We start from the raw sequence: 12,061 nt of genomic DNA, 5'->3' as shown, positions 1-12,061 counted from the left end.
CTGGGATTCGAGAACTACTTCCGCGAACTGGGCGAACTGCTCATGTCCGGCCAAGCCGCGGTCGCATCCGGCGCACCCCTGCATGAGTCTGCCGAATTTCAAGAGCTGGCGACCAACTACGGCCTGACCTACGGCACGCCGGACTGGATGGACGATGTGGTGCGCCGGTACGGATTGTCTGCGGCGACACATTGACCGACGTTCTTGCTCCAGGGCGAACTTGACGCCGACGTACCCGTCTCAAACCCTGCGCAGGGGGGACCATCGGCGATAGTCTCGATTCAGCCTTGCAGTGAGCGCTTCGAATTGGCCAAGCTTTCTCACCGAGGCTGTCGAAGGAGGTGTCGAGTGTTCGATCTGTCAAAAGCTTCCAGCCGACGCCTCGGTCTGGCGATCGTCGGCATCGCGTTCGCCGCGGCCCCCGTCATCACCGCATTGGGCGGCGGCCCTGCCCAATCGATCGGCGAACCGGCGTGCAGCGGCAGCGAATCCATCGTCGATGGGACGCCGACATGTGTGCCCGCACCCGCTGCCCCCGGGGTGTCCAACGTGCAGCCGCCCCCCGTCGACACCCAACAGCAGGACGGCGGGCACCACTAGGGCTGAGCGCTCGCGACGGCGAGAGGTGGCCTCAGGCCTCGCCGCCCCCGTCGCCCTTGCTGTCGGAGTCATTGTCGCTATCTGCCGTGCCGCCGGTGTCGGTGTCGTTGTCGGCGTTCGCGGCGCTCGCTCCCGGAACCCTGGCGACGGTACCGGGCACCACCTTGTTCGCGCCGCCGTCCCCGTTGTCGCTGCGGGGGCCGCGATAGCGCTTATCCGGCGTCGCCTTGTTGGCACCGCCGTCGCTCTTCAGCGCGACGCTGTTCGGGTCGGTGCCCGAGTCCGCCTCCGCTTCCTTGGCGGTCGACCCGAGCGAACTCGCGGCGCGGTCCAGCTTCTCCGCGGCCGACTTCGCCCCGTCTACCGCCTCCTTGACGCCGTCCCGCACGGTGGCCAGGCCCTGGCCAACCTCCCGTTGCCGCGCGCTCAGCTCCGCCTGTGTCGATGTCGGCAGGTCGGGCGTCTGACGCTCCACCGCGGTCGCTACGTTCGAAACCTGGTCTCCGAATTGGGAACTGATGGTTTTCATGATCGTTCCGGGCGCCGTCAGCATCGAGTTCAGCGCAGAGCGCTGCTCGGTTGTCAGCCCCAGATTCGTCCGCTCGACGATGCGCGCCACGGCCCGCGTCAACACGTCGGTCACCTCGTCGCCCACGCCCGCGCCCAACAACCGGATGAAATCACCCGGCAGCAGCGCCATCTGGGCCGGCGTCAGCGTCGGCGTGCCGAACAGCGTTGGCTCGCCGAACTTGTCGAGCGTGCGGGTGTACGTCGCGTCCGCGTTGCGCACCACGTCGTTGTAACCGATGCTGACGAGCATCTTGAGCACAGGCTCGAGCGCATCGGCCAGCGGCGTGTTGACATCTTCACCCGTGGCCAGACCGAGGGCGGCCGCAGCCAGGCGCGGCAGCGCCAACAGCGGAAGCTGTTCCACCGGAAGGGTGTAGTAGACGGTGCCGTCGCGCCCGATGTATCCACCGGCGCCGAGGTTTCCGAAGTCGACTCCCGTCAGCAGGTTGGTCAACAACACCGCCGACGCAAGGGAGTTGGCCCATGCGATCGGGTTGGCCGTCGCGGGGGCGTCGGAGAGCAGGTCGTACTCCCAGCCGACATCGGCCTTCACCGTGACGATGATCGGTTTGCCGTCCACCGAGTTGATCACGCCCTGCAGGTTGCCCAGCTCGTCCAAGCTGATGTCACTGGCATTGCCGGTCAACAACTTTGTGATCAGGTCCGGGTCGAAGCCCTCCGGCAGCACGTCCTGGCGGTCGGGTGTGACCGGGTTGACCCCGGTGAGTTCCTCATAGATCGGCGCGAATCGCGAATAGAGTCCACCGTTGGGCCGCCCGGGATTTCGCACGAGCAGCAGCGAGAGCAGGGTCACGTCGATGACGCCGCCCTCCTGCACCGTCTCCCATCCGACCGCGGGGGCGTCCGGGAAGTCGAGATCACCCGGCAGCGGGATTTCCAGCGGATTGTTGGTGGTATCGGTCCGCGTCACCGTCACGACGCCGTCGCCGAAGGTGAGCCGGATCTTGCGGGGACCGGTCTCGGGATCGCCCACCGTGAACGGGTCGTATCCCTCGTGGGTGTTGCCGTTGGCGCTGTCGATGAAGGCCTGATACGCGGCCCCGGCCGCGATCGCCCCGTCGCCGTAGGCGATGAGGTTGACGTTGCTCAGGTAAGCGGTCCAGTTCAACACGGGCGCAAGCGCGCTGAGGTCGCCGTTCTCGACGGCCCGTGCCAAGTACGCGAGTTGACCCACCGTCGGCAAGGCCGCGAGGTCCTCGGGGGAAGCCACCCACTGGCCCGATGTCGTGGTGTTCCAGTAGCCGTCCTTCGTCCAACCGAATTCCGGTACGTCCGTGGTGAATTCGATCGTCTGCGGGATGTTGGTGACAGCGGCCAGTGCGGCGCTCAACGCGCCGGCCTTTCCAGCCGCGTCAGCGGCGGCCACGATCGCGGGGTTGTTCGCGGCGGCCTGGGCAGCAGCGGCGGCGGCCTTCGCCGCCTCGACGGCTGCTTCGCCCTTGGCGAATGTCTCCGCAGCCGTCTTGATGGCACCTGACGGCTTGCTCGGGTTGCAGATCACCTTGCAGTACGTCTTGATGTACTCGTTGTACTTCGCGGTGTACACCTGCGCGTACTTCTGGTTGTACGCCGCGGTGGACGCGTCCTCCGAAGCCTTCGCGATGTACGCGGCGCGCGCCACTTGGTAGCCGCCGTCGTAGGCCGCCTGGTACGCCTCGTCGTAAAGCGGGTTGGGTTCGTTGACCGTGAGCGGGTGCGATCCGGTCTGGCCCCACTCACCCGGCGTGTAGTACTGGTCCTGATCCGGGTCCGTCGGATCCAGTGGATTGACGGGCGTATACCAGTTCACCCACACCGGCTTCAGGTCAACTTGGCCGAGTCCCCACGCCACCAGCGGGTTGCGGTCCTTCGCAGCGACCATCGCGTTGTTGATCGCGACCGGGTCGGTCGGCAGCTTCGAGCCCTCACCGATCGGCAACCAGTCCGGGACGCCCACGAAGTACGTCTGCGAAGACGCTGCATTAGCCATGGGCGGTGTCAAGATCATTGCAACCGACGTCGTCGCGATGACGCTCATGAGCGCGAGCTTTTTGCCGTTTCCACGGTTGAGCCTGCGCCTGCGCGCCCGAGCCCCCTCCGGTTTTGCGCTCTTACTTGGCACGTTCATTCCCACCCCTGGAGTAAGTGTTCTTATTTACTGGCGGAAATATTAACCGAGCGTTCCCACACGTGAGGGGGATGACAGCCGCGCATCAGATGCCCAGAAGTTTACTGCAGCAAATTCGCCACCGCCGACCTGCCCGTTCTCAGCAAACTGTCAGATTGCTCACACACGACCGTTGCCGCCGGCGCGCAGCGCTCAGCGCAGGTAGGTCTCGTCGCCCGTCGGGTAACCGCCACCGCGCGTCGTGACGTGGACGTGGTCGAAGTGGCCGTAGCCGCCCCGCTGCGCGCCGTCGGGCGTGTAGTACACCCCGCGCCAGATCGCGTCCTGCAAGTCGAACCGCTTGGCGTTCCGCAAGACGTAGGACACAATCTCGTCGCCCAGCGCAATCCCCTCGGCGCTGCTGGGGTTCGGGATCATCACGTCGAGGGCGAGTCCGTTGGGGTGCCACCGCAGTGAATCCGGGCGCACCCCCCCGATATTGCTGATCTCGGGGAATGCCTCGCTGATCGCCCGGGACGCCAGGATGGTCTTGACCTGCAGGCCGCGCTCGGGCGCGATGCCCACCGGAAGGGAACGGTCGACGGTGCGGTAGCGGGCCGCCGTGACCAGGGGGTCGGGTGCCACGCCGAGGCTCGCATCCCCGATCACGGCAGCCGGCGCGATCGCCGGGGCGGCCACGATCTCCAGACAACACGGTTGCGCGTCAGCGGGTTCTTCGACGACGGGCTTGCTCTCGGGGGCGGGCCGGGCTTGGAGATGGACGTCTCCGCCGACCGCGAAGAAGAGGGCAGCCGGAGCGAGCACTGCAGCCACGCACATCGGTGACGTGCGCCGCTTCTTGGCTACGGAGTGCCGTCCCACGCAGGGTTGTATATCAAATCGTTACATTTGCCGCAATCCAAGGCGATCGGCCGAACTCGCGGCTTCGATGGGGAGGATCATCTCCGAGCGTGACGGATTGCTCTTGACCAAGGTCATCATCGTCGCCGGACTCGGCGGCATCGACAACGGTCTCGCGCGCCGGTTCGCGGACGAAGGAGCCCGTCTGGTGGTCGGCGATATCGATGCTGACCAGGTACAACGCGTCGTCACCGAGATCGATCCGGCCGGCGAGCGCATCCGCGGGACGCATCTCGACGGCACCGACGAGCAGTCCGTCGCCTCGGCGGTCGCGTTGGCCGTCGACACCTTCGGTCGACTCGACGGCATGCATGTGAGCTTCACGAACGCAGCCGACGCGTGTCTCCCCGGCGGCGTGGTGGAGCTGCCGATCGAAGCCTTCGACGAAGTGATGCGCGTGAACACCCGCGGTTTCGTCATCTACGCCAAGCACGCCATCCCGGTGATGGTGGAGGGCAGCGGCGGTTCGATCGTCTTCACCGCCTCCATCGACGCCTACAACGGCGCGAGCACGCGCGTGTCCTACGCGATTCGCAAGGCCGCCGAGTTGGCCCTGATGCGCCACAGCACCCGCCGGTACGGACCGAAGGGCATCCGATGCAACGCGATCGCGCCCGGCTTGATCTGGCACTACAAGTTCGACGAGCAACCCATGCCCGATGGCGTCATCGAACAGGCCCGCGCGCGGCTGCTGCTTGGACGGTGGTGTGACGTTCCGGCCGTGACCGCGGTCAGTGCAGACGCGACACCAACGTCCAACGGTTACCGGTTTCCTCGCGACGATAGGAAAGCTCGTCGAGCACCCTGAGCGTGATGGCCAGACCGCGGCCGCTTTCGGCGAGCTCGTCGGGCAGCTCCACCTGGCTGAGATCGACGGGGGACGGCCCGCCGTCGTCGAAAAGAATCGCGGTCACTTCGGTGGGCGAGACGGTGACCTCCATCCGCAGCCGGACGGACTCACCACCGCCCGCGTGCTCGATGATGTTCGCGCCGATCTCTCCGACCGCGAGATCCATCGACATCCGGGTGGTGTCGGGTACGTCGTGCGTCGCCCAAACCTGGTCCAACGTCTCTTGCAGGGCCGCAAGGGTTTCCGGTCCGGTGGCCATTTCGACGACGGCGGCGGGGTTATGCATTATCGGTCGCTTCTAGTCGAACGCGGCATCGGCGGTTGGGTGGGCGCGCAGCACCCTGTCGAGGTTCGTCAGCGATAACACCGTCTCCACTTGTGTGGTGGGCGCCGCAATACGCAGATCACCTCCGGCCTGCCTCGCCAGCTTGAGCCCGGAGATCAGCGCCCCCAGGCCCGACGAATCGATGAACTCCGTTGCCGACAAGTCGACGACCAACCGGGTGTTGCCGTCCTCGATGAGGCCGTGTAGTTCCTTGCGCAGCGCCGGCGCCGCCACCATGTTGAGCCGCCCCTCGGGTTTGACCACCACTGCGCCGGAAGCCGTCGTACGCCTACTGGATTCAGTCACTTCTCGCCTTCCGCTTCATGGCCGCGATATCGCACCGCCTGGAACACCACGCTCAAGATGATCAGGTCGAAGAGCACCCAGAATAGATTCACTCCGACGCCCAGCACCGAGATTGCGCCGAAATACAACTGGACGATTCCGATGACGGAAGCGACCACCAATAACCCCATCGCGGCCAGTTGCCACTTCACCAACCCCCATGGAATCGAGCCGACACCCTGCCGGGTCTTGGGCGTGACCGCGAATCCGAGCGGCCGGTCGAAATAAACGTTGCGAAATGCCGTGATACACGCCTTGATCCAAACCGGGAACAGCGCAAGGCTGTACTGCTGTCCTCGCCACGTCGGTGTACCCCTGCTGACGACGATGAACAGGAGCTGGTTGAGGATCAGGAACGGGATCAACCTTCCGAAGAAGTCCCAGCTGTATGCCTGCACGGGCATGACGTTGAAGATCAGAAAGATTGCCGGAGCGGCGATGTAGGCCAACGCTGCGAAGCCGGCGAGGTAGCTCCACATCGTCGCGAAGTACATCAACCGCTGTCCGATACTCAGACCCTTCACGAACAACGGGTTCTCTTTCAGCATCACCTGAATCGTGCCCTGGGCCCACCGAAGCCGCTGCGTGAGCATGGTCCGCACGTCGTCGGGCGCCAGCCCCTTCGCCAGGATTTCGTGGTGGTACGCCGATTTCCAGCCCAGCGCGTGCATGCGCATGCAGGTGGCCATGTCCTCCGTCACCGAGATCGTGGCCATCGGCAACATCGGTTGGGCCTCGTCGTCCCGGCCGACGTCGACCGCACGGATCATGGTGCGGATCGACTCCAGCGCCCCCAGCGGTGACCACTCGCGCCCGGCCAGTGAGTCCAGCGCCTCGTCATCGAAGATGACTGCGGTGTCAAGGTTCTCGCCGTGCCCGCTCAGCGCTGCGATAGCGTCGAGGTCGGCGCGCATGGATCGGACATCGGCGTCCACCAAGCTCTTCGCCGCCTCGTCGACGCGCTGCTGAAAGATGTAGGTGATGTCGGCGAGCGGTTGCTTGTTCTTCACCGCGGCGCGGGCCTCGCGAGCGGCGTCCTCCACGCTCTTCAGGGCGGCTAGCGCACCGGTCTGGTCCTTGCCGACGTTGCGCTTGGCCTTCTTGAGGATCTTGCGCGAGGTGTAGAGCGCGCGTTTGATGCCGTCCTCGACCGCGCGCACGTACCCGGTGACGCCGAGTTGCATCAGCGCATCGCGTCGCAGAACGGCGTTGGATCCGCAGAAATAGGCAGCATTCCAACCGTCTTTGCCTTGCTGGATCGGGCCGTAGAACAGCGGCGCCTGGCTGCCGAGCGGGTCGGAGAACGGGACGTTGATGAAGTATTGCGGCGTCTGTACCAACGCCATCTTCTCGTCGCGGAAATATCCCAGCGTGCGGTCGAGGATCTCCGGTTCCGGCACCTGATCCGCGTCGAGGATCAGGATGAACTCACCATCGGTCTCCAGGAGCGCGTTGTTGAGGTTTCCGGCCTTCGCGTGACGCGGTTTGTCCAGCCAATGCGACGACCGGACCAGATAGCCGATCCCGCGATCGGCGGCAGCCTGCGCCAACTCGTCGCGTTCCCCGTCGTCGAGAATGTAGGTCTGATGTGGATACCGAATGCGCTGCGCCGCTTCAGCTGTCGCGATCACCATGTCGATGGGTTCGTTGTACGTGGTGATGAACACGTCGACCGTCGCGCCCTCGGGAGGCGGTGGCGGCCTAGGCCGCCGGCGCAGTTGCCACATCGTCATACCAAACAGCAGCGAGTCGATGAGGCTATAGGTCTCGGCCAAGACGAGAGGGACGGCGATCCACCACGCCGACCAGTTCGTCGAGGCGAGCCATCGCCAGACAACATAATTGATGCCCAACGCCGCCGTTACCACGATCAGCAGTCGCAGCCACGGTGACGGCGTGGTTCCTTCGGACGAATGCTTGTGTGTCATGGTCCGTCCCGGCGTACCGCGATCAAGGTCACGTCGTCGAGCGGCGGCTTCCTGGTGGTCAAAGCCCCCACCGCGGCACAGAGCTCACCCGGCTGTGCATGGGCGGCAATGAAATTCAGGATGTCCTGCTCAACGGCTGAGCGCCCCAATAAGTCCAGCGACCCGTCCGAGGCAACCACGAGCATGTCTCCCGGTTCCAAGACCGTCTCCTGTGTTCCCCAGGTGTCGCCGGGTACGACACCCATCGGAAGCCCACCTGCGGGTAAGCGTTCGACCGCACCGGATCGCCTCAACACCGCGGCGATTCCGTGGCCGACGTCGACGTACTGCACCCGGCCGGTCATCGTGTCCAGCCGGACATGAAAAATCGTCACGAAGGTCTCTGTGCGACTGAAGTCTTCGCTCAACTGGCTGGCCACCGAGTTGATCGCCGCAGACAGATCGGCGTCGTGCGCCACCTGATCGACGGCGCGCGACGCTCCCCTCAGCGCCGACCGCACACTCGCGGTCAGCAGCGCCGCCCCCAACCCCTTGCCCATCACATCGGCGACAGTGAACACCGCGCCGCGTTGAACGGGGTAGTAGTCGTAGAAGTCACCGCCGACCGCGAAGGCGGGCGAACACATCGCACAAACCGAGTAGCCCGGGAGGTCGTCGATCACCGGAGGCAGGAGCAAACGCTGGATGGCGGCCGCCCGCTCCAAGTCGTCGGACCGTTCGAGTTCGCGTTGCGCCCATACGGCGAGCTGACGGAAGACCTCGCGCTGCCGACCGTCGAGCGAACGCGGTTTCAGGTCGTAGATGCAGAAGGTGCCGACCGCATGGCCGCCGGGCCCGAACAGCGGGTAGCCGGCGTAGAACCGGATCCCGTTCTCGGCGGCGATCGCCGGCAGCGCGGCAAATTCCGGCTCGGCGGTGAGGTCGTCGACGATCAGGGCCGGTTCCGAGGGCTTGTCGTAGGTCCGCGCGATCGTGGCGCGGCACACCGAGGTCTCCCGCGGTCCGGTGATCTCCAAGCCCTCCCCCACCGCCTGTTTACACCATTGCCGGTCACGGTCGATGAAGTTGATGTACGCCCTTGGCACATCGAGGATCAGCTGCGCCAATCGGATGATGCGATCGAAACGTTCCTCCGCCGGGGTGTCGAGGATGTCGAGTTGCGCCAGCGAATGAAGCCTCTGCTCCTCGAGTTCGGCCGGGAGAACGTAGCGGTCGTGAGTTACCTCTGGAGTCATGACACCAACCGCATATCGCGCATCGCCTCGGCCATCGCCGCGGCCGACTCCGGGGTGCTCTCGATCCGCCAGTCGGTCTCCTTGGCGTGATCGAACCAGACGAATCCGACCACATCGCTCTGGCGGCGGAGGAACTCGAAGAAGGTCGCTATCCATTCGGCCTTGCTGCCGCCGGACTCGGCGCAACCGACTTCGGCGATCAGGATCGGCTTGTCTGAGGCGATCGACCGCAACTCGTCGAGGGTCGCGCCGAACAGTTGCTCCGGCGAGATCCAGCTCGTCGCGGACAGGCAGGTTCCCCAGTTGTATCCGTCCACGCCCAGTACGTCGACGTACTCGTGGCCGGGATACCAGTCCGAGAGGGTTTCGGCGGCCGCGACCGCCGTCGGCGCCCATATCCAGTCGACGTTGCCGACCCTTCGTTCGGTGAAGATGTCGTGTACGTGCCTCCATGCGCTGACGTATGCCGCCGGCGGGGTGCCGCCCGCCGATGTCCAGGGATACCAGTCACCGTTGAACTCGTGCGCGAGCCGGATGAAGACGTGGCGCCCCCATTCGCCGATCTCGTCGGCCCAGCGGTAGATGTAGTCATCGAGGGCGCCCGCGAGTAGCGCTTTCATGACGGCAGGCGACCGATCGTCGGTCCAGCACCACGGCTCCCAGGAGACGATGGGTTCGGCGCCGCTGTACGTCACGACGGCCATCGCCGACACCGGCGGCGGAGCAAAGAAATCCTCGAACGCCATCACCATCTCGGGGCGCTGACCGACGGCGTCGGCGACAGCTTGTAGCTCCCGGCCCGCCGTGAATCCGCCCGGTGTACTGACGCCGAAACGCACGGCCAGCGGATCCACGAGCACTCCCCCTTGACGTCGACCGAGGTGACTCACATGTTCCCCGCCGCGCCATCGTCGCAAACTCCGAACCTCGTCATCGACACAATCGGAGGAAACGTCGCCCCGCCGCAGCTGTTGATTCCCGAGCCGAGTGGGTACCGATCGCATCGGGAGGTAATCTCAGCATCTGATTCACCGCAAGAACGGGGACGCGATATGGACCTCGTGCTCGGCCTGTCGATGACGTCCAGCACGGTTCGGTGGGTCCTCGTCGAGGGCACCACCGGGGAAGGCGCCACCGTCGACCGCGGTTCGTTCGACTTCGACGCTGCTGTCGATCCCGACGACCTCCTCAATGTGGCGCTCGCCGACGTCTCCGACAGCCCCATCCACGCCATGGGCGTCACCTGGACCAACGAGGCAGAGGATGTCGCGTCCGGTGTGTTGAGCGCCCTCATCGCGCGGGGGTACGACAACGCGATCGCGATCTCCGAGCTGGAGGCGGGTGACGTGCTGGCCGCGGGCATCGCCGAGATCGCCGACTACGACGACGTCGCGGTGTGCATCGTCGAACCCGACGCCGCGGTGGTCGCGATGGTCAACGGCGAGGGCGTGACCGTCGACCGCATCGCCAGACCCCTCGACGGCGCGGACGTGGTCGAGCTGCCCAGCAGCGTGATCGCCATGCTCGAACTCAACGAATGGCAGCCGCAGTCAATCTTCGTGGTCGGTTCGGCCCGCGACGTGGATCTGGTCACCTCCACGCTCGGCGACGTGACGGATTCCCCGGTCTTCTCCGCCGCGGAGGCCGACCTGGCCCTGGCCCGCGGAGCGGCGCTGGCAGCGGCGCGTGCGGTCAACCGATTGGACGCCAAGGTCGCGAAGCGGCCGTCGAAGATCGGCGCGCTGGCGTCGGTGCTCGCCGCGGCGGTGGTGACCTTCGTGGTGTCGACGTCGGCGGCGGTCGGCCTGAGCCTGACCGGCGACCGGCAGTCTGCGGATCAGCAGGAAGACCCCGTGACCGTCGCGGAAGAGACGGCCCAGAAGATCGAGAACAAGGTCGAAGGAAAGAAGGCGACAACGCCGGCCGAGGCGAGGCCGGTCGTCGCACAGACAATCGCCGTGGCCGCACCTCCGCCGCCCGCGGCACCCGTCGTCGAACCGGTCTACGAACCGCCGGCCTACATTCCGCCGGCAGCGGAGTACACCGCACCCGAGCCGGCGTACACACCGCCGGTGCCCGCCGAGGCCCCTCCGGCCTACACCCCGCCGCCGGTCTACGCGCCTCCGCCGGCGCCGGCCTACGTGCCGCCGCCGCAGAAGCCGCGCCTACGCGACCGCATCATCGAGCGGATCCCGATCATCAACCGGTTCCACGAACCGGAATATCCGTACGGCCGCTAGTAGCTACGGGCAAGCGGCGGGCGCATCGTCACGCACCGCGCGGTCAGCGGGCAACGTATAGGTGACCGTAGCCTCTGCGTGGTCAAATCCCTTGTTGGACACCACATGTGGAATACCGGCGGGGACGAAAATGGCTTGTCCGGCGCCGAATACCGCGGGAGCGCAACCGCCGCCGGCCGTCTGCAGGGTCACTTCGCCGCCGTTGATCACCGAGTACTCCGGACCGGGATGGGTGTGCCAGCCGCTGCTCGACGCCGGGGCGAGCCCCAGGTTCTGCACGTAGAGGGTCGTCGGCTGACCCACGGAGACGATCGCGATGGGAGCATCGGTCGTGCCCTTGGCGAGGTCGGTGCGCTCGATGTCGCCCTCCGCGGGTGTCGCACTCGCGGCCGGCGCGATCGCGATGGTTGTAAGCGTTAGAGCTGCGGCGACGGTAGGTAACCGGTTCATCGCCGCATTATCCGACAGTTGGGCCTACGGCACCGGCTGGTAAGGATTCTGCGGGACCTGGATGGGGATCGGGACCGGCACGAACGGCACGGTCAGGTAGGTGGTCGTCATCGCCGTGGTGGTCGGCGTGGCGATGGTGGTCGTGGTCGTGGTGGGCGGTGTCGTCGTCGTGGTCGGAGTGGTGGTGGTCGTCGACGGCGTCGTCGTCGTCGTTGTCGTGGTTGTCGTTGTCGTGGTGGTGGTGGTGGTGGTCGTCGGCGGGGTGGCGATCGCACTGACCAGCGCCACCGGCAGTACCGGTGTGACCGAGGCTCCGCGCACCGGGCCTGTGCCTCCACCGTCCGCGCCGCAGCCCGAACCCGTCACCGCCGAGGCGCCGCCGCCCCCCGTCGAGACCGTCACGCTGGCACCGCCCCCGCCGCCGGTCTACGCGCCTCCGCCGGCGCCGGCCTACGTGCCGCCGCCGCAGAAGCCGCGCGTACTCGACCGC

The 12,061-nt window shown here is 66.0% G+C and carries 11 protein-coding genes and 2 pseudogenes; 5 read left to right on the top strand and 8 right to left on the bottom strand.

Translation table 11 applies throughout. From position 1 onward, the window contains the following. Both A5698_RS28875 and A5698_RS05540 read left to right on the top strand, forming a co-directional pair. Nucleotides 1-195, top strand: a pseudogene (locus tag A5698_RS28875) (cupin domain-containing protein); the annotation flags it as partial. Nucleotides 196-348: 153 nt separating this feature from the next. After that, on the top strand, nucleotides 349-600 hold the full coding sequence (locus A5698_RS05540) for a hypothetical protein (RefSeq protein WP_068294188.1): 252 nt from the start codon (nucleotides 349-351) through the stop codon (nucleotides 598-600). 31 nt (nucleotides 601-631) lie between these two features. On the opposite strand, the gene A5698_RS05535 is transcribed toward A5698_RS05540, so the two are convergent. Both A5698_RS05535 and A5698_RS05530 read right to left on the bottom strand, forming a co-directional pair. Then, nucleotides 632-3,208 (bottom strand): PE-PPE domain-containing protein, encoded by a 2,577-nt coding sequence (locus tag A5698_RS05535; RefSeq protein WP_197506677.1) that lies wholly within the window; start codon nucleotides 3,206-3,208, stop codon nucleotides 632-634. A gap of 282 nt (nucleotides 3,209-3,490) precedes the next feature. Beyond that, nucleotides 3,491-4,159, bottom strand: coding sequence for a VldE C-terminal domain-containing protein (locus A5698_RS05530; protein ID WP_197506675.1), 669 nt, complete (start codon nucleotides 4,157-4,159; stop codon nucleotides 3,491-3,493). 103 nt (nucleotides 4,160-4,262) lie between these two features. Between A5698_RS05530 and A5698_RS05525 the strand changes: the two genes are divergently transcribed. Continuing rightward, on the top strand, nucleotides 4,263-5,006 hold the full coding sequence (locus tag A5698_RS05525) for an SDR family NAD(P)-dependent oxidoreductase (RefSeq protein WP_231967309.1): 744 nt from the start codon (nucleotides 4,263-4,265) through the stop codon (nucleotides 5,004-5,006). Here A5698_RS05525 and A5698_RS05520 read toward each other — a convergent pair. From A5698_RS05520 to A5698_RS05500, 5 genes are read right to left on the bottom strand one after another with little or no spacing between them, the layout of a single operon-like run. Further along, nucleotides 4,930-5,334, bottom strand: coding sequence for an ATP-binding protein (locus A5698_RS05520; protein ID WP_068294180.1), 405 nt, complete (start codon nucleotides 5,332-5,334; stop codon nucleotides 4,930-4,932). The genes A5698_RS05525 and A5698_RS05520 overlap by 77 nt on opposite strands. Nucleotides 5,335-5,346: 12 nt before the next feature. After that, nucleotides 5,347-5,679 (bottom strand): STAS domain-containing protein, encoded by a 333-nt coding sequence (locus tag A5698_RS05515; RefSeq protein ID WP_067083649.1) that lies wholly within the window; start codon nucleotides 5,677-5,679, stop codon nucleotides 5,347-5,349. Next, nucleotides 5,676-7,646, bottom strand: coding sequence for a glycosyltransferase (locus A5698_RS05510; RefSeq protein ID WP_068294177.1), 1,971 nt, complete (start codon nucleotides 7,644-7,646; stop codon nucleotides 5,676-5,678). The genes A5698_RS05515 and A5698_RS05510 overlap by 4 nt, the downstream gene beginning before the upstream one ends. After that, entirely contained in the window at nucleotides 7,643-8,881 is a 1,239-nt protein-coding gene (locus A5698_RS05505) for a PP2C family protein-serine/threonine phosphatase (protein WP_068294175.1), read from the bottom strand. The genes A5698_RS05510 and A5698_RS05505 overlap by 4 nt, the downstream gene beginning before the upstream one ends. Next, entirely contained in the window at nucleotides 8,878-9,735 is an 858-nt protein-coding gene (locus A5698_RS05500; RefSeq protein WP_067083664.1) for a glycoside hydrolase family 26 protein, read from the bottom strand. The genes A5698_RS05505 and A5698_RS05500 overlap by 4 nt, the downstream gene beginning before the upstream one ends. A 198-nt stretch (nucleotides 9,736-9,933) precedes the next feature. On the opposite strand from A5698_RS05500, the gene A5698_RS05495 reads away from it, so the two are divergent. Beyond that, a complete protein-coding gene (locus tag A5698_RS05495) occupies nucleotides 9,934-11,121 on the top strand; it encodes a DUF7159 family protein (RefSeq protein WP_068294172.1) in 1,188 nt (395 codons plus the stop codon). Nucleotides 11,122-11,124: 3 nt separating this feature from the next. Here the strand turns inward: A5698_RS05495 and A5698_RS05490 are convergent, their stop codons facing one another. Further along, nucleotides 11,125-11,571, bottom strand: coding sequence for a cupin domain-containing protein (locus A5698_RS05490; RefSeq protein WP_068294169.1), 447 nt, complete (start codon nucleotides 11,569-11,571; stop codon nucleotides 11,125-11,127). A 100-nt stretch (nucleotides 11,572-11,671) separates the two neighbouring features. Here A5698_RS05490 and A5698_RS29715 point away from each other — a divergent pair. Continuing rightward, nucleotides 11,672-12,061: pseudogene (locus A5698_RS29715) on the top strand (hypothetical protein); the annotation flags it as partial.

This window comes from Mycobacterium sp. E136 (genome assembly GCF_001666865.1).
Taxonomy (GTDB): domain Bacteria; phylum Actinomycetota; class Actinomycetes; order Mycobacteriales; family Mycobacteriaceae; genus Mycobacterium.
The sequence above is the reverse complement of the archived record's forward strand: the minus strand, read 5'-3'. Positions and strand labels throughout refer to the sequence as shown.